Raw genomic sequence first — 20706 nt, forward strand, 5'->3', positions numbered from 1 at the left:
GACGTTGGCCTACCACCGGGAACGTGACGTTCAGCGGGGTACGCGCTACCCTTTTGGCTAGGAGACTACAATGAATCAACGCGATCCGAACATCATCCGATCGGGACTTTCCGGCCCGGTGTCTGCGGATGGAATAAGCGCGACTGTGGAAATCTATCGGCTTGAAAATCAACCGGGCTGGGCGCTTGAGGTCGTGGACGAGGAAGGCACATCCACTGTCTGGGATGATCAATTTCCGACAGATGACTTAGCCATGGAAGCCTTTCGGTCCGTTCTACAAGACGAAGGGATGGCGGCGTTGCTGGGTCGATCGAACGTGGTGCCCTTTCGGCGCTGATCGGTAGCGATGCGCCAGAGCGCCTCATTCAGATCATCCGACGGGTACGAACATCTGGCCGCAGAATCCACGACCCGCCAGAAGCCGTGATTGATCCGTCAGGTCCTATGCCTTCCTTTTCGAAGGCTAGGTCGTCCTCGCCGGATCTACAGACCGTAGGCCGCCACAAGACGGGCTATGGCCTCGTCCGGCGTCATCTTGAGCTTGAAGTCGACCGGCTTGAAGGTCTTGTCGCTGGCCACGGCGTCGACGAAGGCAGTCATGTCGGCCCGGATCGCTTCAGGTAGGGGTTGAACCTCGCCTTCTGGCAAGAGCTGCAACAGACGGAAGACGTCGCTGCGGTGCTTCTTGACGTTCCCGCCATCAACGGCTTCGCCGGAGGCCTTACGCTTCGCCAGATCGAGGTGGGCGCGAGCTTTGAAGGGGATGATCGCCGCTTCGTTCAGCAAGGGCAGGCCGTCGACCACACGGGCGTTCTCGCGCAAGAAATCGTAGTAGCCGCCGTCGAGAAGGATCGCCGACAGGCTGGCGGCCGCGTCGTCGATCGGCAGCGGGACTAGCTGGCTTCCCGGCGCCAAATCGATGCCGTCAGGCGCGCGGGAGAACAGCTCGATCATCTGCGGATAGTCGGATTCCGAGGGGCGCTGGAACCTATAGAGCTTGCCGCCATCGGCCTTCTCGCGCCGCTCGTAGCCGCCCGCCTCGATGAAGGCCCAGAAGACGTCGGCGAAGGCCGCGTCGAGCAACTCGACGAGCAGCACCATATCGAAGTCCTTGGTCAGCCGAAAGGTAAGACCGACCTCCTCCATCACCTGCTCGCACGCCACGCCGCCGACCAATACGTAGCGGTCGGCATAGTCGGCGAAGTGCTCGCGCCAACGCTTCAGGCCTACGACCACGACATGTCCTCTAGGAGCTGCTCGGCGGCTTGGGCGACACGTTCGTCGGGGTGGTCGCGCGTGCTCAGGTATAAGGAGAGGCGGTCGACTACATTGCGGTCGGTGCGATCGGCCAGCGCCGCCGGGTCGTAGCTCCAGGTCTCGACCTCGTCGCCGGCCGGGTCTCCCGGCTCGCGCGCGATCAGGCCGTGGTCGCGGACCAGCTGGGGCCAGTTGGCGGCGGCGACGGCAAGTCGTTGGACGCGTGGCGACGCCAGCGGGGTATAAAGCGACAGGGCGCTCTCGCCCGCTACCCGGCCAGGGAAGTGCTGGGGAAAGGGGATACCGACGGTCCGAACCTTGCGCACGGGCGATTGCAGACGCGGCGCGGCGACCTCCCAAAGATCGAGGCCATGGCTGACGAACCTGAGAGCCCTCTGCTTGCCGGTGCGCGAGGTGTCGGCCAGGCCGGCGGCCTGCAGTTCGTCGAAGGCCCGGCTCACGCTCATGGTGGCCACGCCATAGCGGGTGGCCAGGGCCGTTGCGCTGGGCGCTTCGGTCTCGCGCCGCAGGAGGGCGCCGATGACGATCATCTGGCTGGTAGGCGAAAACGTCTCGACGTCATGCACCGGCGCCCTGGGCGCCCGCTCGCGCAGGTCCATCAAGGCTTCGGGGATGTAGAGCTGCGCCCCCGGCACCAGGAACGCCAACCGCTGCTTCAGCAAGCTCAGGCGCCGCGATGGCGACAAGGTCTCAAACACCAACACCACTGTCGGGGTGTTGCTGCGCTCCCGGACGACATGAACGTGGCGGGCCAGCTCGTCGGCCGTCGCGCCCGTGGCCGCCCGGACGGCCATCAGCACGCAGGACCGCTCGAAGATCTCGGCGCGCCAGAGGGCGTATTGATCGGTTATGAAGAAGGGCATGCCAGTGGGCTCGGCACGAACCAACCAAACGCTCGCGCCGAAGCTCTCCCGCAGATAGGCCTCAGCCTTCTCCGCGAGCTGCTGCTCCCACTTGTCTTTCCACGTCCGTAACATCACGTGCGAAATTAACATCACTGATGTTATCTTCAAGTGCACTGTTAGCGAACGAGCGACCCACGATACTCTGTCGCAGGCTCAGATTGGCGACCGAAGCCTCGGCCGGAAAGAGTCGGAGCGACTCATCGAGACGAGTCCGACGACTATCAGCGTCGTCGAGTGCGGCCTTGACGAGTCTGACGACGCCTACCGCTACCTTCTCTGGACAGTCCGCGCCGAACGCGCGATTATGATTGGCAAAAGCCGCGCTTAGCACACTCTTCTAGCACAATCGGCTTTTTCCCTTTAAAATCAACGATGTAACCGGACTTAAAATCCGTTGGAGCAATCCGTGTGGGTTCGAGTCCCACCGTCCCTACCATCGCCAACCATCCCGCCCTCTGGTCGGTTGAGATCCCGGCGAGGAACCCGCGCCGCGCGATGTGACCGAAAGGCGTACGCTTGAAGGGCTTGCTCGCCCTGCGTGAATACGACGAACCGCATAGATTATACGTTTCTTGGGATCTCGACTCCGCTCAAGATCGCGGAGGCTTTCGCGTATCGCCACTCGATGAGTCATTTCCTCCCCACCGTCGCGTCCGAGTTTGTGAGCATGGCTGAAGACAAGACCCCTGATCCCGTCGACATCCACGTCGGCCGTCGCCTGCGTATGCGTCGCAAGGATCTCGGCTATTCCCAGCAGTCGCTGGCCGACGCCCTGGGCCTGACCTTCCAGCAGGTGCAGAAGTACGAGGGCGGGTCCAACCGGATCAGCGCCAGCAAGCTGCACGCCACGGCTATGTTCCTGAAGACGCCGATCGGCTTCTTCTTCGAAGGCCTGGACGATCCCGAAGAGGCCGACACCACCGCCGCCGACCTGGCCAACGAGATGGCCGCGTTCTGGTCGCAGCCTGGCGGCCCGGACCTGGCGCGCTCGTATTTGGCGATCCCGTCGACGGGCATGCGCAAGCATCTGGTGGACCTGGCCAAGGCCATCGCCGGAGAGGAATAGGCGCTCCCCCGACGCCTTCTAGGCCGGATCCGCCAGGAGCTCGATGTTCTGAGCCCCGGCCTCGGTCAGGGCGGCGATCAGTTCGGCGACCGCCACGTCCAGCTCGGCGGCGTCGCGACCGCGCAGGACGAGGTTGGCGCCGTAGATGTCCGGCGGGCTGAAGAACGGATAGCTGCCCAGCGACATGTCCGGATGGGCCTTGGCCACTGCTTCCAGCGGCGCGGCGATCGAGCCCTCGCCCGTGCCGGTCACCCGCACCGTCTTGGCCAGCACGACGGCGCCCGTCCGCAGGCGCGGCCCGACGTCCTCCAGCATGCCGCGCATGATCGCCGGCACGCCCGCCAGCACGAAGACATTGTCCTTCTGGAACCCGGGCGGGCCCTGCACCGGGTTCTTCACCAGGCTGCCGCCTTCGGGCACGTGCGCCATGCGACGGCGGGCGGCGTTGGGCTCGCCCCAGCGCTCGCGCAGCATGGCCATGATCTCCGGATGCTCGGGGGCCGTCACCCCGAACGCCTTGGCGATCGAATCGGCGGTGATGTCGTCGTGGGTCGGACCAATGCCGCCGGTGGTGATGACGTAGTCGTAGCGGGTCCGCAGCGCGTTGACCGCGTCGATAATCTCGCCCTCGATGTCCGGCACCACGCGGGCCTCGCAGAGGTCGACGCCGTAGGTGGCCAGGTACCTGGCGATGGCCGACAGGTTCACGTCCTGGGTCCGGCCGGAGAGGATCTCGTCGCCGATGATCATCACGGCGGCCGTCACGCGTTCGCCCGTTCCCGTTCGGGTAGCCGTCATCCGCTCGATCCCCTATGTCGCTTCGTTCCTACCGTTTCGACTTAGGCTCCGCATGCTGCTCCCGCAACCGCTCGTTCACGGCCGGCTGGTCAGCCGCTACAAGCGCTTCTTCGCGGACCTGGTGCTGGACGATGGCCGCGAGATCACCGCCCACTGCCCCAACCCCGGCGCCATGCTGGGCGTCCGGGATCCCGGCCAGGGCGCCTGGGTGTCGTGGTCGGACGATCCCAAGCGCAAGCTGGCCTACACCCTGCAATGCGTCGAGCAGGGCGACGCGCTGGTCGGGATCAACACTCTGCTGCCGAACAGGCTGGTCGCCGAGGCGCTGGCCAATGACGCCATCCCCGAACTGACCGGCTACGCGACCATCCGCCCCGAGGTCAAATACGCCGAGGCCAGCCGCGTCGACTTCCTGCTGACCCACGAGGACCGCCCGCCCTGCTGGCTGGAGGTCAAGAACTGCCACTTCAGCCGCAAGCCCGGCCTGGCCGAGTTCCCCGACTGCAAGGCCGAACGCTCGACGCGTCACCTGTCGGACCTCGCCGCCCAGGTCGCCGAGGGCTGCCGCGCCGTGGTGCTGTTCGTCGTCCAGCGCGAGGACTGTGAGACCTTCCAGGCCTGCGCCGACCTCGACCCGAAGTTCGCGGCGGGCCTGGACGCCGCGGCCAGGGCCGGCGTGGAAGTGCTGGTCTACGCCTGCGCCATGAGCACGGAGGCCGTGCGGATCGACCGCCGGATCCTGTGGACCAACACTCACCTAACAGCGATTTAAGCTGCAATCGGCTCGCATTTCGCTACCCATTCCGGGCGCGCGAACTGAGGGGATCGCATGAAGACGAATGTCCTGGCCGCGGCCGCCCTGACGCTCGCCCTGTGTGGGTGCGGACCCAGCGACCCCGGCAAGTCCGAGAGCGGCATGATGACGGGTCTGCGGGCGATCTTCGCCTTCAAGGCCTGCACCGGAAAGCTGGAGGATCGCTTCGGCCTCAAGACGATCTCCGGCGTCACCTCCAACGACATGGATCCCGTCTCGACGGGCAAGCCCGGCGAATGGGACGTCAAGTTCACGGCGGACCTGACCGAGAAGGAAACCGGCCGGGTGACGCGTTACAAGGGCGTCTGCCACGTGCGCCGCGACAGGCCCACGACCCTGGACGCGACCTTCGTCAAGGAGATCCGCCCGGCGACGGACACGGTGCGGCGCATCAATCCTCAGTGAAGGCGGGCCATTGAAGGCGGGCTTGGGGTTGAAATCTGTGCTAGGATGAGCAGATACGCCCCTTCCGCCGACCAGATCGCCGCCCGAAACGCGGCGGCGACGCCCGAGTAGAGCATGACCCTAGACGACACCCTCGAGATCGAAGCCGAAACCCGCACGGGCCAGATCAAGATCCACACGGCCGCGGACTTCGAGGGCATGCGCAAGGCCGGCAAGCTGGCCGCCGAGTGCCTGGACATGCTGATTCCGCACGTGCAGCCGGGCGTGTCGTCCGACGAGCTCGACCGACTGGCTCGCGAGTTCATCCTGGATCACGGCGCCCTGCCGGCCTGCCTGTACTATCGCGGCTATCCCAAGACGGTCTGCATCTCGCGCAACCACGTGGTCTGCCACGGCATTCCGGGCGAGTGGAACCTGAAGGAAGGCGACATCGTCAATATCGACGTCACCGTCATCGTCGACGGCTGGCACGGCGACACCTCGCGCATGTACGGCGTCGGCGAGGTGGGCCCGCGCGCCCGTCGCCTGGTCGAGATCACCTATGAGGGCATGAAGCGCGGTCTCGAGGCCGTGAAGCCCGGCGCGACGCTCGGCGACATCGGCAACGCCATCCAAAGCTATGTCGAGGCCCAGCGCTGCTCGGTCGTCCGCGACTTCTGCGGCCACGGCCTGGGTCGCGTGTTCCACGACGCCCCGAACATCCTGCACTTCGGCCGTCCGGGCCAGGGCGCGGTGCTGAAGCCCGGCATGTTCTTCACCGTCGAGCCGATGGTGAACCTGGGCAAGCCGGCCGTGAAGGTGCTGAACGACGGCTGGACCGCCGTGACCCGCGACAAGTCGCTGTCGGCCCAGTGCGAGCACTCGATCGGCGTGACGGAAGACGGCTACGAGATCTTCACCGCTTCGCCGGCGGGGCTGTTCCAGCCGCCGATCCTGGGCGCCTGATCGCGCTATAGGCGCATTATTGCGATAGACAATCTTTGCGAAGTTCGCAAAGCTCAGTCCATGACCGAGCTTGAGAAACGCAGACGATTTCAGCGCTTCATGTGCTGGGGCTACACGCCCTTCATGGTCGGTTCCTGGCTGGTCCTGCGGGCCTTCCGGCTGCATGACGGCGTTATCTCGGTGTCGGACTTCCTGTGGTACGCGGCGCTCGCCGTGCCCGCCCTGGTCGTGGCGATCATCATCCCCTTCGCGGAGGATCGCCGGCTGCGTCGCCTCGCGGAAGAACGGCAGGCGCATCGTCAGCCCGCCCTGGTTCTCGACAGCTAAGCGGCGAGCGCATGGTCCAGGCGGTGTCGCTCAGCATCTCGGATCCTGAGCCGGTCGCGCCGGAGAAGCCGGCGCGCAAGTCCGCCCACGCCCATCACGCCGGCCATCGCGAGCGGCTGCGCCAGCGGGCCAAGGCGGGCGGCTTCGTCGCCCTGCCCGACTACGAGCTCTTGGAGCTCTATCTCTTCCGCACCTATCCGCGCGGCGACGTCAAACCGCTGGCCAAAAGCCTGCTGGCCCGATTCGGCTCGCTGGGCGGCGTTTTGGGCGCCACGATCGAGGAGCTGGCCACCGTGCCGGGCGTCGGCGAGACGGCGGCCATGGATCTCAAGCTGCTGCACGAGGCCACGCTGCGAGCCGGGCGGGACAAGATCGTCAAGCGCCCGGTGATCAGCTCCTGGAGCGCCCTGCTCGGCTATGTCCGCGTCGCCCTGGCCAACGAGTCGCGCGAGCAGTTCCGCGTGCTGTTCCTGGACAAGAAGAACCAGTTGATCGCCGACGAGGTGATGAACCGGGGCACGGTCGACCACGCGCCCGTCTATCCGCGCGAGGTCATGCGCCGGGCGCTGGAGCTGTCGTCCAGCAACATCATCATCCTGCATAACCACCCGTCCGGCGACCCGACGCCGTCGCGGCCAGACATCGACATGACCAAGCAGATCGTCGAGGCCGGCAAGGCCCTGAAGATCGCCGTCCACGACCATCTGGTGGTCGGCCGTGAAGGCGTGGCCAGCTTCAAGGCGCTGGGATTGATGTAGATCCGGATCAGGACATTAATTTCCGGACAGGACATGCAAGCTCGGCTTGACGCCCTCCGCCGAAACCGTGAGCGTCACGGCTCCTGTTTACGCCCCTGAAGTTGCTCCGGAGTCTTCGCATGCGTCGCCTGCTCACCGTTCTTCTCGGCTCGGCCGCCCTGCTGACCGGCGTCGCGCACGCCGCCGACGCCAAGAAGGCCCCGGAGAAGCCCGGTGAGATCCCCAAGGCGATCAAGACGCTGCACGACGGCTTCCTGACCCTGGACACCCACCTGGACACGCCCGAACACTTCGCGCGTCAGGGCTGGTCGATGATCGACCGTCACGCCGTCACCGAGGACGGCACCCAGGTCGACCTTCCTCGCATGAAGGCCGGCGGCCTGGATGGCGGGTTCTTCGTCATCTACACCGGCCAGGGCGAACTGACGGCCGAGGGCTATCGCAAGGCCCGCGACTTCGCCCTGAACCGCGCGACCGAGATCCGCGAGATGGTCGCCGCCCATCCCGACCAGTTCGAACTCGCCTATACCGCCGAGGACGCCGCGCGGATCAACAAGGCCGGCAAGGTCTTCGTCTTCCAGAGCATCGAGAACTCCTGGCCGATCGGCGAGGACCTGACCTTGCTGCAGACCTTCTACGCCACCGGCGTGCGGATGGCCGGGCCGGTCCACTTCCTGAACAACCAGTTCGCCGACAGCTCGACCGATCCCAAGGGCAAGATCTGGCACGGCTATTCGCCGCTGGGCCTGCGCTGGCTGGCCGAGGCCAACCGCCTGGGCATCCTGGTGGATGTCAGCCACGCGTCGGACGACATCGTCGATCAGTCGGTGGCCCTGTCGAAGGCCCCGATCATCGCCTCGCACTCCGGCGCCAAGGCGATCTTCGACCATCCGCGAAACCTGGATGACGGTCGCATCAAGAAGATCGCCGACAGCGGCGGCGCGGTCTGCATCAACTCGGTCTATCTGAAGGCCTCGGAGCAACCGAGCCCGGAACTCATGGCCGCGCTGAAAGCCCTGGGTCCGATGGACGACGACGCCACCGAGGCCCAGGTCAAGGCCCGGATGGTCAAGATGGCGGCGCTCAAGGCCCAGTATAAGTTCCCGCCGCGCGCCAATTTCGAGATCTTCATGGCCAGCATGCTGCACACCCTGAAGATCGCCGGTCCCAAGGCCGTCTGCATCGGCGCCGACTGGGATGGCGGCGGCGGCGTCGAGGGCCTGGAGGACGTGGCCGACCTGCCCAAGATCACCGCCCGCCTGAAGGCCGAAGGCTATAGCGACGCCGACATCCAGGCGATCTGGAGCGGCAATGTGCTGCGGCTCATCGCCGGGGCGCAGGCCTACGCCAAGAGCGTGGCGGGGAAATAGGGTCTAGCGGGGCGGCCCCTCGAAGGCCGCCCTTCGCGCCGCCGCGGGCGTGTAGACCCGCGCCAGGCCCTCGGCCAGCACGGCCCGCTCCGGTGGGGTCAGGGTGGCGGCATAGCTGGCCAGGGCGGCCTCGACATTGCCGCGCGCCTGGAGATCGAGCGCGCGCGCCGCGCCCAGCCGCCTGGCCACCTCGGCGGCGTCGTAGCCGGGCGAGCCCAGGGCCGCCAGGGCCGCCTGCCGCTCGGCGCGGGCCTGCTGGGTCAGGGGCCTGTTCTTCTTGTTGGCCTCGCCCAGCGCCTTGCGGAACGCCCGCCGGCTGTCGGGCGAGAGCACGTCGCCGGCCGAGATCAGCGGCGGCCGGGCCTGGGCCGTCGGCGGCGGGCCCTCGACGGACGGCGCGGCGGCGACCGCGGGCAAGGCGGACGGGGTAGCGACCGGCGCGGCCGGCGGCTCCCTGGTCGCCGCGTGACGGGGCGGCTTCGACGGCGCCTCGGCCGGCGCGATCGGAGCGGCTGCCGGCGGGCTGGGCGGGGCGACGATGCGCGGAGCCGGCGCGGTCGCGACGGTCGGCGCGACCGGCGGCGCCGTCAGACGCGCATAGCCCATGCCGGCCAGCCCGCCGACCAGGAACACATTGACCACCGCCGAGGCGGCCAGCGCGATGATCCAGGGCCGCGACGTCATAGTTCGGAGGGCTCCGCGATGGCGTCCTGCAGGGCCGAGGAGGTGTCAACGGCCGTGATGACCGGCTGCTCGGCCACGATCGTCGGCGCGGCGGCCTCGGGGCGACCGACGGCCACGCCCACGGCGATCCCCGCGAAGGCGGCGGCCGACAGGCCCAGGGCCGCGCCCAAGCCGGCGATCCAACGGCGAGCGGTGTCGGGCGCTTGCGGCGCCGCGGCGATCAGCCGGCCCAGCAAGGCGGCGTCGGCGCTCTGGGCGGGCGCCAGGTCCAACAGGCGGTCCATCTGCGCGGCGGCGCTCAGCACCGGCGCCAGGCGCGCCGCGTTCACCGCCAGCAGGGCGCGCGCGGCTTCGCGTTCGCCTTCCGGCCAGCGGGCGATCTCGCCACCATAGGCCTCGGCCAGCGCCTCGAACCTCTCGAGCGTCATCATGACCATGCGTCCTTCATCCCCCCGCCCCCGTACCGGCCAGGTCGGCCAGCGAAGCCTTCAGCGCCCGGCGACCTCTGGAGAGCAAGCTCTCCAGCGCCTCGACGCTGATCGCCATCAGTCCGGCGGCCTCGATATTGCCCAGCCCCTGGTGATGACAGAGCACGATCGCCTCGCGCTGACGCGGCGGCAAGGCCGCCAGCGCCGCTTCGACGCGCCTGGACAGGTCCGCGCCGATCAGGCCCGCATCCGGCGCCGGACCGGTGTCGATCTGCTCCGGCGGCGTGTCCGTCGCGATCTCGCGCCGTCGCCGCAGCCGGTCGTAGCAGAGGTTCAGCGCCACCCGGTGCAGCCAGGTGTCGAACCTGGCCGCGCCCGGCTTCCAGGCCCGCGCCTGCTTCCAGGCGCGCAGGAAGGTCTCCTGGGCGACGTCCTCGGCCTCGCCCGAGTCGTTCAGCATGCGCCTGGCCAGGGCCAGGATGCGCGGCAGGCGTCGGTCCAGCAGCGTGCGAACGGCGGACGGGTCGCCCCGGCCCACCCCCGCCAGCAAGGCTTCGTCGGGGTCGTTCCCGTCGGACGCCAACCGTCACTCCGCCGCGCACGTCACCATCAGACCCCAACCTTGGCCTTGCCGGGCTTGGCCTGCAATTCCTCCAGCGTCAGGACGCCGTCATTGTTGGTGTCCATCCGCTTGAACCGCCAGGCCAACAGAGCGTCGGCCTCGGTTCGCGACAGGGCGCCATCCTTGTCGGTGTCGAAGCGGGCGAACAGGCGCTGGCCGCGCTTGCCGGCCTTGCCCGACGCCTTGGCGTCGACCTCGGCGTCCTGCTTGCGGAAGGCGGCGAACTCGTCGGGCGAGATCTTGCCATCCTTGTTGGTGTCCAGCCGCGCGAACAGCTTGTCGCCGTTCCTGGCCTGGAACTGCTGCAGGGTCATGCCGTCGGTGGCGGCGGGCGCGGCTTTCCCCGGCATGTTTTGGGCAGCCGCGTTCTGGGCCAAGGCGGGTCCGCCCAGCGCCAGCACGGCGCCGGCGGCGATCAGGGTGCGTACGATCATCAGTCTTAAGGTCTCCATGGAGGAAGGACCGTCCCGAAGAGTGAAACGCGTAACGATGGCGATTCCGTCGCCGCCTCATCCGAGAAATCGACGCTGAAAATCCTTGTCATCCCGGAAGCCTCGCGGAGGCTGTCCGGGACCCAGGGGCCAGGTCCCGAGCGGTTGCCCCTGGGTCCCGGCTCTTCCCCCGGCCTTCGCCGGGGTGCGGCCGGGATGACAAGCTGGGCGGCCTCTACCCCGGCGCCTTCACGATCGCGGAATAGGCCGCCCGGGCCTCGGCCTTGGCCTTGGCCAGCTTGGGTTTCAGCGACTTGAACTGGCCGACACGGCCGGCCTTGGCCATCAACGCCTTGAACGCCTTGGGCTCCGCTTCGGGGTCGCCGCCGTCCTCGAGGGCCACCTTGATCAGCTGCGAGAGGTCCTGTTCCAGCCGCCAGGCGGTCTCCAGCCGGGTCAGGGCGCCGGCGTCGGCGAGGCCGGCTTCGCGCAGGGCCGCCAGGGCCTCGCCGGTATTCTGGCGCAGGGGGCCGCCCTTGGCCGCGTGGGCCAGCTGCAGGAACTGGGCGGCGAACTCGATGTCGACCAGCCCGCCGGGGACCAGCTTCAGATCCCAATCGCCCTTGCCCGGCCGCTCGCGCTCCATCAGCTCGCGCATCTCGACGACGTCGGCGGCGGTCTTCTTCCAGTCGCGCGGCCGGCGCAGGGCCGCCTCGATCGCCCCCTCGGCCTGGGCCTTGAAGTCCGGCGAGCTGGCCCAGACCACCCGGGCGCGGGTCAGGGCCAGCAGCTCCCAGGTCTCGGCCTCGCGCTCGTAATAGTCCTCGAACGCCGCGAAGCTGACCGCCACCGGCCCCTTGGCGCCGGACGGGCGCAACTTCATGTCGACCGCATACAGCGTCCCCTCGCCGGTGGGGGCCGACAGGGCCGCGATCATCCGTTGGGTGAAGCGGGCGTAGAACGTGTCGGCGCTCCATTCCTTCGTGGCGGAGTGGGCCGCTGGCCCATCGGCGACGTAGAGCGTCATCAGGTCGAGGTCGGACTTGGCCGTCATCTCGCGCGAGCCGGCCTTGCCCAGCGCCACCACCGCCACCTGGCCGGGGAAGGCGCCGCCCAGGCGCTCGGTCTCGGCCAGGGCCGCCGGGGCCAGGCCGCTGATGATCAGGTCGCCCAGCTCGGCGAAGGCTCGACCGATGTCGCGGGCGTCGGCGCTGCCGCTCATCACCCGCACGCCGATGCGGAAGCTCTGGTCGCGGAACAGCCGCCGCGCCGCGTCCATCGCGCCCTCGAAATCGGCCGGATCCCAGGGCGCGACAGCGGGGGTCTCGATCGGGCCAAAGAAGGCCGGATCCAGCAGGGCGTCCAGAGCCGTGGGTCGCCGGGCCAGGGTCGTGGCCAGGCGCGGGGCGAAGGCCATGACCTCGACGATCAGCTCGAACAGGCGCGGCTGGGCCAGGAACAGCGACTGGATCTGCACGCCCGAACTCAAGGACGCGAAGAAGTCGGCGAAGCGGTTGAAGGCCTGGTCCGGCGCGCCGGTGGCGTTGGCCGCGTCGAGCAGACGCGGAGCCAGGCGGGTGAACAGCTCGCGGCCCCGCTCGGTGCGGGTGGCGGCGATGTGGCCGTGGTGCCAGCCGCGAATGGTGGCGGCGACGCGCTCGGGGCTGGAAAAGCCCATGCGCTTGAGCGTGGCCAGGGTCTCGGGGTCGTCCTCGACGCCGGTGAAGACGAGGGAGCCGAACCGCGAGGACAGCTCCTCCTCCCCCGCGAACAGGCGGCCGTAGCGCTGGTTGACGCCCTTGAGGATCTTGCCGACCGCCGCGTCGAAGCTGCGCAGGTTGTCCTGGCCCCACAGGGCGGCGACCTTCTTGCGGTCGTTGTCCGACTCCGGAAGCTTGTGGGTCTGGTCGTCGGCGATCATCTGGGCGCGGTGCTCCAGGGCCCGCAGGTCCTGATAGGCCTTGGACAGCCAGCCGGCGTCCTCCAGGCTCACATGACCGGCGGTCGCCAGCGCCAGCAACGCGTCGAGGGTGCGCGGCCCGCGCAGGTCCGGCTGGCGGCCGCCCAGGATCAGCTGCTGGGTCTGGACGAAGAACTCGATCTCGCGGATGCCGCCGCGCCCCAGCTTCAGGTCCGCGCCCTTGGCGGTCAGGCGGTCGTCGACCTTGTAGGTGTGGATCTGGCGCTTGATCGAGTGGATGTCGGCGATGGCCGCGAAGTCCAGGTTCCGCCGCCAGATGAAGGGCTGCAGGCCTTCCAGGAACGCCGCGCCCTCCTTGAGGTCGCCCGCCGCGATCCGGGCCTTGATGTGCGCGGCGCGCTCCCAGTTCTGGCCGACGCTCTCGTAGTAGTCCATGGCCGCGTCGACCGGGATGGCCGGCGGGGTCGAGGACGGATCAGGGCGCAGGCGCAGATCGATGCGGAAGACATAGCCGTCGGCGGTCCGCTCCTGCAGCACCCGGCCCAGGTGGTTGGCGATCCGCACCGCCACGGCCTGCGGCTCGACGCCTTCGGCCACCTGCAGCTTCTCAGGCGCGTAGAAGATCGAGAAGTCGATGTCGCTGGAATAGTTCAGCTCGAACGCGCCGTGCTTGCCCATGGCGATGCAGAACAGGCCCGGCGCGGGACCGTCGTCCCCTTCCCCGACATGGGTCAGGGCGCCGCGATCGACCTCCTGACGGATGGCCTGGGCCAGGGCGGCCTTCAAGGTGGCGTCGGCGAAGCGGGTCAGGGCGCCGGTCACCTGGTCCAGGTCCCAGACCCCGCCCAGGTCGCACAGGGCCGTCAGCAGATGCAGGTCGGCCTTCAGCTCGCGCAGAACCCGCCGCGCGATCTCGAAGTCCGGCTCGGCGGCGACGGCTTCGGCGGCGGCCAGGGTGGCGGCCAGGGTCTCCGCCGGATCGCCGTCCAGGATCATCGGCAGGCGCTTGCCGTCGCGCCGGGCCAGGCTGGCCAGATAGGGCGAGGCGCCGAACACCGGCGCCAGAGCGTCCCAGGCCGCGTCGACGCGGGCCATGGCCTCGCCAGTTCGCTTGGCGATCATCTCATGGGCTCGCTCGGCGGCCTTGGCGTCGAGGATCGGGCCGCAGGGGACGAGGCGTTCACCGAGCGCGTTGGGGAAGCGAGTCATGCCGGCACCGTGACCCGCCGCAGGCCTTCAAACAAGACTCGCCCTTGACGTTCGAAATTACAGTTGTAACCATTAAACCCGAGGAAACGGCAGGAACCGCTCCGACGATGATCGAGCTCTTCGCCCTCGCCCTGGTCCGGGCCCAGATCGCCGCCGCCGCCGCCGTGCTGCTGGTCGTGATGCTGCGCCCGTCCGCGCGCCAGCTGTTCGGACCGCGCCGCGCCTACGGCCTGTGGGCCATCGTGCCGGCCGCCGCGGCCGCCGCCTTCTTCCCCAGCCTGGCCGAAACCATGGAGATCGGCGATCCGGCCCGTCCGTGGGGCGCCTGGGCCGGCAAGCTCGTCCTGCTGTGGTTGGCCGGCTGCGTGGTCGCCACGGCGGTGCTGGTTGTCCGCGAGCGCCTGTTCCACCGCCGCGTCGACAAGGGCCAGGTCGGCCCGGCGGTCGTCGGGGCCCTGTGGCCGCGCATCGTGCTGCCGTCCGACTTCGCCGAGCGCTTCGACGCCCGCGAGCGCGAGATGATCACGCTGCACGAGCGCACCCACATCAATCGCGGCGATCCGATGGCCAACCTGGTCGTCGCCGTGATCGGCGTGCTGGGCTGGTGCAACCCGATGATCTATCTGGCGTCGGGCCTGGTGCGCATCGACCAGGAGCTGGCCTGCGACGCTACCGTCGTGGCCCTGCGCTCCGACATCCGCGCCGACTACGCCAAGGCGCTGATGAAGGTCCAGATGAACGCGGCCGTCTCGCCCCTGGCCTGTGGCTGGGCCACCCATCCGCTGATCCTGCGCGTGTCGCTGCTGAATCGTCGGGAGCCCAGCCTGACGCGGGACATCGCCGGTTTCCTCACGATGACGTTCCTGGCGATCACAGCCATGGTCATCGTCTGGAGCGTGGCTCCGCGAGGGCCTAACCCCGGCGACTTGCGGCTCGGCATGGCCGCGCAGATCGATCCCTATACCGGCGCGATCGTCTGGGTGAAGGCAGACCGCTGACCCATCGGCCAGGTCCGAAGGGCGCGATCGGGTCCGCCCCCTAGCCCAGGAACAGCTTCACATAGTCGTCGGCCGGTCGGCGGTTGATGGTGTCGTTGATCCAGAAGTCGACCACGCCGTCCTTGTCGGGCCTCGGCAGCCGTACGCCGGCCACGCGCATCCGATCGAACAGGCCCTCGGCGACCCTGGGCTTCACGACCAACTGGCGGATGTTCGAGGCGTTCGGCGCGGGCTTCGGCTTGGCCGCGCCGGCCTTGTCCAGCGCGGCGAACACCTGGTCGGCCGTGGCGAAGGCGGCCTTCTGGCGGGCCTGGAAGTCGTCCAGCGCCGCCAGGGCCAGCACCGCGCTCTCCCAGCCCTGATAGATCGCGCCGCCGAACTGATGGCGCAGGGCGCGGGCCTTGGCGATGTCGGCCTTGGAACCGGCCAGCACCGCCCCGAACGGCGCGTCCAGATACCTGTAGAGCGAGACATAGACGGTATCGAACAGCGCCGCCGCGCCGGCCACGTCATAGCTGGGCGGGGCCAGCAGCAGCCGCGCGCCGTCCAGGTGCAGTCGGATACTCTTGGACCTGGCGTAGGCGGCGATGTCGCGCAGGGCCGACACCTCCAGCAGCTCCCCATGGACGCGGCGGACCGGGCTCTCCAGCGAGATCGCGCCGATCCTCAGGGGGTAAGGTCCGTTCTCGGCCTCGTCGACGGCGGCCTTGATCTCGTCCAGAGTCGGCCCGGCGCGGCCGGGGGCCAGGTTGACCAGGTTCAGGCCGGAGAGCAGCTGGGTGGCGTCGCTCTCGTCGCGATAGAGGTGGCTCTCGTGCTGGACGATGACCCGCGTGGCGTCGCCGGCCAGAATGCGCACGGCCACGTGATTGGCCAGCGTGCCGGTGGGCAGGAAGGCGCAGTCCTCCTTGCCCAGCATCGCCGCGAACCGAGCCTCCAGTTCGGCCAGACGGGTGGCGGTGCGCACGGGATCGGGCGGGGCGCTGTCGCCGACCAGCCAGACGCTCCTGGCGTCGACGGGCGGAAACGGCGGGGGCGACGCTTGCGTCTGGGCCAGCGCCACGGACGGCGCGACGACGGCGCCGAGCAGTGATCCAGCCAGAAACTGTCGACGGTCCATCAAGCCCTCCTCAAGCCAAAACTACTCCACCCGCGGCAGCACCAGAGCCACCCGCAGGCCGGGGCCCGTGCCGTTGTACTCGCCCGGCCCCTCCGACAGCTCCAGCCGTCCGCCGTGCGAGGCCGCGACGGCCTGGACCAGCGACAGCCCCAGACCCGCGCCGGGCTCGCTGCGGCTGTTCTCCAGGCGCACGAAGCGCTGGACCACGCGGGCGCGGTCGCTCTCGGGCACGCCCGGCCCCGTGTCGGTGACCGAGAACTCCAGTTCGCCGGACGAGGTGCGCCGCGCGCGCAGCATGATCGCCCCGCCCTCGGGCGTATATTTGATGGCGTTGTCGAGCAGGTTCGCCAGCGCCTGAGCCAGGAACTCGCGGTTGCCCTTGATGGTCAGGGCCGGGACGATCTCGGCCTTGAAGTCCAGGCCCTTGTCCTCGCACGAGAACGCGTAGAGCTCGGCCATGTCGCTGGCCAGTTCCGAGGCGTCGAAAATGCGCTGGTCCGGGGCCGAGCCGGCGGCTTGCAGACGGGCGATGGCCAGCACGGCGTTGAACGTCTTCAGCACGCCGTCGGCGTCCTGCAGAGCGGTCTCCAGCGCCGCCACAGGATCGCCCTTGCCGTTCTCGGCGTCGATCAGGGCGACCTCCATGCGGGCGCGCAGCCGGGTGAGCGGCGAACGCAGGTCGTGGGCGATGGCGTCGCCGGCGTGGCGCAGGCCGCCCATCAGGCGTTCGATCCGGTCGAGCATGTCGTTCAGGCCCTCGGCCAGTTCGTCATACTCGTCGCGCGTGCCGCGCACCCGGGCGCGGGCGTGCAGGTCGCCGGCCCGCACGTCGTTGACCACGTCCACCAGCCCCTGCATCGAGCGGCTGACATTGCGGCTGATCAGGATGCCCCCGGCCATGCCCAGCAGGATGACCAGCGCCCCGGCGCCCCACAGCGCCCGGACGATCTTGCGGACATAGGCTTCGGAGGCGTCGACATCGGCGCCGACGAACAGGATCTCGCCATGGTCCAGCCGCTGCTGCACCCCGCGCGCGGCCGCCTTGACCTCGGCCCCGTCGAGGTCGGTCTCGGTCACCTTGAAGCTGGCCCACTGCGGGCCGTCGCCGGTGAAGTCGCTGACCGGCGACTCCTCGATCGAGCCCGAGATGCGCTTGCCGGTCTTGTCGGCCAGGAAATAGAGGAACGGCTTCTCGCCCGTCGCCCGCTCGACGATGGTCTGGTTCAGGGCGTCGACGCCGCCTTGGCGGTAGGCCGCCTCCAGGCTCTCGAACTCGCGGCTGATCTCGGCCTGGGCCCGGCGGTTCACCTCGCCCGCCGTGGCCACGTAGATGTAGCCCAGGAAGGCGCTGGCGGCCGCCGCGAACAGGGCCAGGAACAGCAGTGTCAGCCGGAACGGCGTGGTGCGGAGAAGGCGCGGCAGACGCATGAGTTAGGACTTTCCGCGCAAGATGGCGCGAAGGTTTCGGCGGCCATCAACCACTCGCAGAATCGCGACGTCAGGGCCCTTGAGGCGGTAGAGCACCAACCAGGGCGATGCAGACCAAATCCTCAAGCCCTGTCTCAATTCTGGTTGCTCCCGACCCAAGTTCGGAAAATCGCCCAAGCGTTCGAGCGCGCTTTCGATACGGTCCACTTGTTCCGTTGCGACCGCCGCGCCGTTGTTTCGAGAGATTTCGCGAAAGATAGCCATAAGGTCGCCATTGACGGCCTTCGCTCTCAGAACACGCCCCACCCCAGCCCCTCGACTAGTGCTCGTCGCGGAGCTTCAGGGTTCCTTCGGCGATGATCTCGGCGAAACCGCGATTGTCGAACTCTCCGCGCTCGATCTCTTCCCAGGCTTCCTCAATGAGAACCGTAAGCGCCTCGCGGTTACGGTTGATCCAAGCGTCCACGCCAGCGTCGGACATCGAAGTCTCGAACGCATCTTGCGGCGGCGTGACAGGCTTAGTCAGCTTGTTCATGGTCTGATCCTACCACGCCGCCCTCGCATCGCCTACGGATCGAGCCGGTAGCCGGCGCCGCGCACGGTCTGCAGCATGGCCCGGTCGAAGCCCTTGTCGATCTTGCTGCGCAGGCGCGAGATGTGGACGTCGATGACGTTGGTCTGCGGGTCGAAGTGGTATTCCCAGACCTTCTCCAGCAGCATGGTGCGGGTCACCGACTGGCCGGCGTGACGCATCATGAACTCCAGCAGCTGGAATTCGCGCGGCTGCAGGTCGATCTCCTTGCCCAGGCGATGAACCGTCCGGTTGATCAGGTTCATCTCCAGCTCGCCGACCTTCAGGGTCGTGGCGACGGCGCCGGTCTCGCGGCGGCGCGACAGGGCCTCGACGCGGGCCATCAGCTCGGGGAAGGCGTACGGCTTGACCAGGTAGTCGTCGGCGCCCGCCTTCAGGCCCACCACGCGGTCATTGACCTCGCCCAGGGCCGACAGGAACAGCACCGGCGTCTGGTCGCCCTCGCGGCGCAGGGTCTCGACGACTTGGACACCATCAAGCTTGGGCATCATGCGGTCGACGACCAGAACGTCGTAGCCGCCCTTCTGAGCCTCGGCCAGGCCAGCCTCGCCGTCGGGCGCGTGCTGGACGTCGTAGCCGGCCTCCGTCAGGCCGTGAGCCATGGCGGCGGCGGCCTCCAGGTCGTCCTCGATAATCAGAATACGCATCGTCAGAGCCCCTCATGCGCTCGGGCGGAATGGCGGAACGATCGACGTTCCCCCGATTCCACGCATCGCGCGATAGTTGCTCTTGCAATAGCGGTTTCGGCGAGCGCCGTAACTTAAACCTTGGACAGAAAAAGCCCCGCTCCGGAGATCCGAAGCGGGGCTGATCGTTGGCCCGCCCTCGCCCTTCGACGGGCTCAGGGTGAGGACTACCGCGGTCGCCGTGAAATCCTCATCCTGAGCGTGTCGAAGGACGAGGATTTCAAGCGCCAGCCTTACGGCGCGATCTTCAGCGGCACGAAGACCGGGCGGTTCTGGCGGATCACCTTGACCAGCACGCTGTTGCGGCCGGCCTTCTTGGCCGAGGCCACGGCGTTGTTGACGTCGACGACGCTGTTCACCGCCATGCCGTTGATGTTCGACAGGACGTCGCCCTTGGCCAGGCCCTTCTCGCCAGCGTCGCTGTCGCCCTTCACGCCGGTGATCAGCAGGCCCTTGATCTCGCTGTCGATCTTGTAGGTCTGGCGCGAGGCCGGATCGATCGGGCCGAGCGTCAGACCCAGGGCGTCAACCTTCTGGCTGACGGGCTTGTCCGGGGTGGGCGCGGCGCCGCCATCCTTGTCGTCGTCGTCGTCGTTCAGGCCAAGAGCGTTCTCGGCCGGACGGGTGCCCGACTTGACGTCGACCACGCGCGGCTTGCCGTCACGGATGATCGACATCTTGATGCTCTCGCCCGGACGGGCCTTGGCCACTTCGCGGGTCAGTTCCGAGCGGTTGGTGATCGTCACGCCGTTGACGCCGGTCAGGATGTCGTCCGGCAGCAGGCCAGCCTTGGCGGCGGGACCGCCCGGGACCAGCTCGGCGACGATCGCGCCCTTCACGTCCTTCAGGCCCAGGGCCTCGGCCGACTCGGCGCTGAAGTCCTGGATGGTGACGCCGATATAGCCGCGAACGACCTTGCCGCCCGAGATCAGCTGCTTGGCGGTGGCCTCGGCGATGTCCGCCGGAATGGCGAAGCCGATGCCGACCGAGCCGCCCGACGGCGAGTAGATGGCGCTGTTGACGCCGATCACCCGACCGTAAATGTCGAACGACGGACCGCCCGAGTTGCCCCGGTTGATCGGCGCGTCGATCTGGATGTAGTTGACGAACGACGAGGTGTTGTCGCCCAGGTCGCGGCCATAGGCCGAGATGATGCCGGCCGTGGCGGTGCCGCCCAGGCCGAACGGGTTGCCGATGGTGATGACCCAGTCGCCGACGCGCGGCTTGGCCTGGTTCTCGAAGTTCACGTACGGGAAGTCCGCGCCCTTGGCCTTGGGGTCGATGACCTTGACCACCGCCAGGTCCGTGCCCTCGTCGCGGCCGACCAGGGTGGCCTTCAGCTCGCGGCCGTCCTTCATCACCACCTGGATGTCGTCGGCGTCGGCCACGACGTGGTTGTTGGTGACGATGTAGCCGTCGGCCGAGATGAAGAAGCCCGAACCGGCCGACTGCTGCTTCGGCGTGGTCGGCGTGTCGCCGTCCTCACCGTCCTGGCCCGGCTTGCCCTTCTGGCCGCGCGGCACGATGTCGAAACCTTCCAGACCCGGAATGCGCAGCGCCTGCGGCGAGGCCTTGGAGGTCACGTTGATCTGGACGACCGCGGGCGAAACCTTCTCGAAGATGTCGGCGAACGACAAAGGCGCGCCCGGCGGCGGCGCGAACGACGGCGAACCGGCCACGGCCGGACGGGCCACGGGGGCCTCGGCGGCCGCCGTTCCCATGCGCATGCCCACACCGGCCAGAGCGGCGCAAGCCACGCCCGCGCCAGCGATGGCGCCCACAACGAAACCCGACTTCCTAGCGGTCATTCTCTGCTTTCCTCACCCGCGCGTCCCGCGCGCGGTCCCTTTGGATCTGAGAACCTAGTCGTGACGGCGAAAGGTGCAATGGTTCTCGGATTACCTTCGCGTCATTGGAGCCC

Annotated in this window: 23 protein-coding genes and 1 pseudogene; 10 read left to right on the forward strand and 14 right to left on the reverse strand. The window is 68.3% G+C overall.

What is annotated here, in order from left to right; all coding sequences use genetic code 11:
• The first annotated feature begins 70 nt into the window (after nucleotides 1–70).
• Nucleotides 71–337 carry a hypothetical protein gene (locus AC1RNC_RS09620; RefSeq protein ID WP_172272169.1) on the forward strand — a complete coding sequence of 89 codons (267 nt, stop codon included), beginning with the start codon at nucleotides 71–73 and terminating at the stop codon, nucleotides 335–337.
• Nucleotides 338–483: 146 nt separating this feature from the next.
• Here AC1RNC_RS09620 and AC1RNC_RS09625 read toward each other — a convergent pair whose 3' ends face one another.
• Both AC1RNC_RS09625 and AC1RNC_RS09630 read right to left on the reverse strand, forming a co-directional pair.
• Complete coding sequence (locus tag AC1RNC_RS09625) at nucleotides 484–1236, reverse strand: hypothetical protein (RefSeq protein ID WP_492885733.1); 753 nt, start codon at nucleotides 1234–1236, stop codon at nucleotides 484–486.
• Nucleotides 1227–2141, reverse strand: a complete 915-nt coding sequence (locus AC1RNC_RS09630; protein ID WP_492885735.1) for a hypothetical protein — start codon at nucleotides 2139–2141, stop codon at nucleotides 1227–1229. Before AC1RNC_RS09630 ends, AC1RNC_RS09625 begins: the two co-directional genes overlap by 10 nt.
• A 709-nt stretch (nucleotides 2142–2850) precedes the next feature.
• On the opposite strand from AC1RNC_RS09630, the gene AC1RNC_RS09635 reads away from it, so the two are divergent.
• Nucleotides 2851–3249, forward strand: a complete 399-nt coding sequence (locus tag AC1RNC_RS09635) for a helix-turn-helix domain-containing protein (protein WP_492840543.1) — start codon at nucleotides 2851–2853, stop codon at nucleotides 3247–3249.
• Nucleotides 3250–3267: 18 nt separating this feature from the next.
• On the opposite strand, the gene AC1RNC_RS09640 is transcribed toward AC1RNC_RS09635, so the two are convergent.
• On the reverse strand, nucleotides 3268–4047 hold the full coding sequence (locus tag AC1RNC_RS09640; RefSeq protein ID WP_492885737.1) for a competence/damage-inducible protein A: 780 nt from the start codon (nucleotides 4045–4047) through the stop codon (nucleotides 3268–3270).
• Nucleotides 4048–4099: 52 nt separating this feature from the next.
• Between AC1RNC_RS09640 and sfsA the strand changes: the two genes are divergently transcribed.
• The 6 genes from sfsA to AC1RNC_RS09670 all read left to right on the forward strand — a co-directional run bounded on the left by sfsA (nucleotide 4100) and on the right by AC1RNC_RS09670 (nucleotide 8666).
• Nucleotides 4100–4819 carry a DNA/RNA nuclease SfsA gene (gene sfsA / locus AC1RNC_RS09645; protein ID WP_492885739.1) on the forward strand — a complete coding sequence of 240 codons (720 nt, stop codon included), beginning with the start codon at nucleotides 4100–4102 and terminating at the stop codon, nucleotides 4817–4819.
• A gap of 57 nt (nucleotides 4820–4876) precedes the next feature.
• Complete coding sequence (locus AC1RNC_RS09650; protein WP_492885741.1) at nucleotides 4877–5266, forward strand: hypothetical protein; 390 nt, start codon at nucleotides 4877–4879, stop codon at nucleotides 5264–5266.
• A gap of 114 nt (nucleotides 5267–5380) precedes the next feature.
• Entirely contained in the window at nucleotides 5381–6211 is an 831-nt protein-coding gene (gene map / locus AC1RNC_RS09655) for a type I methionyl aminopeptidase (RefSeq protein ID WP_492840551.1), read from the forward strand.
• A gap of 60 nt (nucleotides 6212–6271) precedes the next feature.
• Nucleotides 6272–6538, forward strand: a complete 267-nt coding sequence (locus AC1RNC_RS09660; protein ID WP_492885743.1) for a hypothetical protein — start codon at nucleotides 6272–6274, stop codon at nucleotides 6536–6538.
• 11 nt (nucleotides 6539–6549) lie between these two features.
• On the forward strand, nucleotides 6550–7296 hold the full coding sequence (gene radC, locus AC1RNC_RS09665; protein WP_492885745.1) for a RadC family protein: 747 nt from the start codon (nucleotides 6550–6552) through the stop codon (nucleotides 7294–7296).
• 119 nt (nucleotides 7297–7415) lie between these two features.
• Nucleotides 7416–8666, forward strand: coding sequence for a dipeptidase (locus AC1RNC_RS09670; RefSeq protein WP_492885747.1), 1251 nt, complete (start codon nucleotides 7416–7418; stop codon nucleotides 8664–8666).
• 3 nt (nucleotides 8667–8669) lie between these two features.
• Here the strand turns inward: AC1RNC_RS09670 and AC1RNC_RS09675 are convergent, their stop codons facing one another.
• The 5 genes from AC1RNC_RS09675 to AC1RNC_RS09695 form a co-directional block, all read right to left on the reverse strand.
• Complete coding sequence (locus AC1RNC_RS09675; RefSeq protein ID WP_492885748.1) at nucleotides 8670–9350, reverse strand: periplasmic heavy metal sensor; 681 nt, start codon at nucleotides 9348–9350, stop codon at nucleotides 8670–8672.
• Nucleotides 9347–9781: a hypothetical protein gene (locus AC1RNC_RS09680; protein ID WP_492885749.1), complete on the reverse strand. Its 435-nt coding sequence runs from the start codon at nucleotides 9779–9781 to the stop codon at nucleotides 9347–9349. Before AC1RNC_RS09680 ends, AC1RNC_RS09675 begins: the two co-directional genes overlap by 4 nt.
• A gap of 13 nt (nucleotides 9782–9794) precedes the next feature.
• Nucleotides 9795–10361: an RNA polymerase sigma factor gene (locus AC1RNC_RS09685; RefSeq protein WP_492885750.1), complete on the reverse strand. Its 567-nt coding sequence runs from the start codon at nucleotides 10359–10361 to the stop codon at nucleotides 9795–9797.
• 26 nt (nucleotides 10362–10387) lie between these two features.
• Nucleotides 10388–10834 carry an EF-hand domain-containing protein gene (locus AC1RNC_RS09690; protein ID WP_492885752.1) on the reverse strand — a complete coding sequence of 149 codons (447 nt, stop codon included), beginning with the start codon at nucleotides 10832–10834 and terminating at the stop codon, nucleotides 10388–10390.
• 232 nt (nucleotides 10835–11066) lie between these two features.
• Nucleotides 11067–13961 (reverse strand): bifunctional [glutamine synthetase] adenylyltransferase/[glutamine synthetase]-adenylyl-L-tyrosine phosphorylase, encoded by a 2895-nt coding sequence (locus AC1RNC_RS09695; RefSeq protein ID WP_492885754.1) that lies wholly within the window; start codon nucleotides 13959–13961, stop codon nucleotides 11067–11069.
• A 107-nt stretch (nucleotides 13962–14068) separates the two neighbouring features.
• Between AC1RNC_RS09695 and AC1RNC_RS09700 the strand changes: the two genes are divergently transcribed.
• On the forward strand, nucleotides 14069–14959 hold the full coding sequence (locus AC1RNC_RS09700) for a M56 family metallopeptidase (RefSeq protein WP_492885756.1): 891 nt from the start codon (nucleotides 14069–14071) through the stop codon (nucleotides 14957–14959).
• A 40-nt stretch (nucleotides 14960–14999) separates the two neighbouring features.
• Here AC1RNC_RS09700 and AC1RNC_RS09705 read toward each other — a convergent pair whose 3' ends face one another.
• From AC1RNC_RS09705 to uczR, 5 genes are read right to left on the reverse strand one after another with little or no spacing between them, the layout of a single operon-like run.
• Nucleotides 15000–16079 carry a threonine aldolase family protein gene (locus AC1RNC_RS09705; protein WP_492885758.1) on the reverse strand — a complete coding sequence of 360 codons (1080 nt, stop codon included), beginning with the start codon at nucleotides 16077–16079 and terminating at the stop codon, nucleotides 15000–15002.
• Nucleotides 16080–16100: 21 nt separating this feature from the next.
• Nucleotides 16101–17507, reverse strand: a complete 1407-nt coding sequence (gene uczS / locus AC1RNC_RS09710) for a two-component system sensor histidine kinase UczS (protein WP_492885760.1) — start codon at nucleotides 17505–17507, stop codon at nucleotides 16101–16103.
• Between the two features lie 3 nt (nucleotides 17508–17510).
• On the reverse strand, nucleotides 17511–17813 hold the full coding sequence (locus AC1RNC_RS09715) for a type II toxin-antitoxin system RelE/ParE family toxin (protein WP_492839740.1): 303 nt from the start codon (nucleotides 17811–17813) through the stop codon (nucleotides 17511–17513).
• Between the two features lie 13 nt (nucleotides 17814–17826).
• The gene (locus tag AC1RNC_RS09720; RefSeq protein ID WP_492885762.1) at nucleotides 17827–18042 is read right to left on the reverse strand and encodes a hypothetical protein; all 216 of its coding nucleotides are present in this window, start codon (nucleotides 18040–18042) and stop codon (nucleotides 17827–17829) included.
• A gap of 32 nt (nucleotides 18043–18074) precedes the next feature.
• Nucleotides 18075–18746 (reverse strand): two-component system response regulator UczR, encoded by a 672-nt coding sequence (gene uczR, locus AC1RNC_RS09725; RefSeq protein WP_492885764.1) that lies wholly within the window; start codon nucleotides 18744–18746, stop codon nucleotides 18075–18077.
• Between the two features lie 172 nt (nucleotides 18747–18918).
• On the opposite strand from uczR, the pseudogene AC1RNC_RS09730 reads away from it, so the two are divergent.
• A pseudogene (locus AC1RNC_RS09730) lies at nucleotides 18919–19010 on the forward strand (hypothetical protein); the annotation flags it as partial.
• Nucleotides 19011–19018: 8 nt separating this feature from the next.
• Here AC1RNC_RS09730 and AC1RNC_RS09735 read toward each other — a convergent pair.
• Nucleotides 19019–20593 carry a Do family serine endopeptidase gene (locus tag AC1RNC_RS09735; protein ID WP_492885766.1) on the reverse strand — a complete coding sequence of 525 codons (1575 nt, stop codon included), beginning with the start codon at nucleotides 20591–20593 and terminating at the stop codon, nucleotides 19019–19021.
• Nucleotides 20594–20706 lie beyond the last annotated feature (113 nt).

The sequence above is a fragment of the Caulobacter sp. GW822-FHT01G02 genome (genome assembly GCF_058802865.1).

Bases quoted from the DNA above. Each gene is read 5' to 3' on its own strand.
- AC1RNC_RS09620 (WP_172272169.1), top strand. From the start codon at position 71: ATGAATCAACGCGATCCGAACATCATCCGATCGGGACTTTCCGGCCCG.
- AC1RNC_RS09630 (WP_492885735.1), bottom strand. From the start codon at position 2,141: ATGCCCTTCTTCATAACCGATCAATACGCCCTCTGGCGCGCCGAGATC.
- AC1RNC_RS09635 (WP_492840543.1), top strand. From the start codon at position 2,851: ATGGCTGAAGACAAGACCCCTGATCCCGTCGACATCCACGTCGGCCGT.
- AC1RNC_RS09640 (WP_492885737.1), bottom strand. From the start codon at position 4,047: ATGACGGCTACCCGAACGGGAACGGGCGAACGCGTGACGGCCGCCGTG.
- sfsA (WP_492885739.1), top strand. From the start codon at position 4,100: ATGCTGCTCCCGCAACCGCTCGTTCACGGCCGGCTGGTCAGCCGCTAC.
- AC1RNC_RS09650 (WP_492885741.1), top strand. From the start codon at position 4,877: ATGAAGACGAATGTCCTGGCCGCGGCCGCCCTGACGCTCGCCCTGTGT.
- map (WP_492840551.1), top strand. From the start codon at position 5,381: ATGACCCTAGACGACACCCTCGAGATCGAAGCCGAAACCCGCACGGGC.
- AC1RNC_RS09660 (WP_492885743.1), top strand. From the start codon at position 6,272: ATGACCGAGCTTGAGAAACGCAGACGATTTCAGCGCTTCATGTGCTGG.
- radC (WP_492885745.1), top strand. From the start codon at position 6,550: ATGGTCCAGGCGGTGTCGCTCAGCATCTCGGATCCTGAGCCGGTCGCG.
- AC1RNC_RS09670 (WP_492885747.1), top strand. From the start codon at position 7,416: ATGCGTCGCCTGCTCACCGTTCTTCTCGGCTCGGCCGCCCTGCTGACC.
- AC1RNC_RS09675 (WP_492885748.1), bottom strand. From the start codon at position 9,350: ATGACGTCGCGGCCCTGGATCATCGCGCTGGCCGCCTCGGCGGTGGTC.
- AC1RNC_RS09680 (WP_492885749.1), bottom strand. From the start codon at position 9,781: ATGATGACGCTCGAGAGGTTCGAGGCGCTGGCCGAGGCCTATGGTGGC.
- AC1RNC_RS09690 (WP_492885752.1), bottom strand. From the start codon at position 10,834: ATGATCGTACGCACCCTGATCGCCGCCGGCGCCGTGCTGGCGCTGGGC.
- AC1RNC_RS09695 (WP_492885754.1), bottom strand. From the start codon at position 13,961: ATGACTCGCTTCCCCAACGCGCTCGGTGAACGCCTCGTCCCCTGCGGC.
- AC1RNC_RS09700 (WP_492885756.1), top strand. From the start codon at position 14,069: ATGATCGAGCTCTTCGCCCTCGCCCTGGTCCGGGCCCAGATCGCCGCC.
- AC1RNC_RS09705 (WP_492885758.1), bottom strand. From the start codon at position 16,079: ATGGACCGTCGACAGTTTCTGGCTGGATCACTGCTCGGCGCCGTCGTC.
- uczS (WP_492885760.1), bottom strand. From the start codon at position 17,507: ATGCGTCTGCCGCGCCTTCTCCGCACCACGCCGTTCCGGCTGACACTG.
- AC1RNC_RS09720 (WP_492885762.1), bottom strand. From the start codon at position 18,042: ATGAACAAGCTGACTAAGCCTGTCACGCCGCCGCAAGATGCGTTCGAG.
- uczR (WP_492885764.1), bottom strand. From the start codon at position 18,746: ATGCGTATTCTGATTATCGAGGACGACCTGGAGGCCGCCGCCGCCATG.
- AC1RNC_RS09735 (WP_492885766.1), bottom strand. From the start codon at position 20,593: ATGACCGCTAGGAAGTCGGGTTTCGTTGTGGGCGCCATCGCTGGCGCG.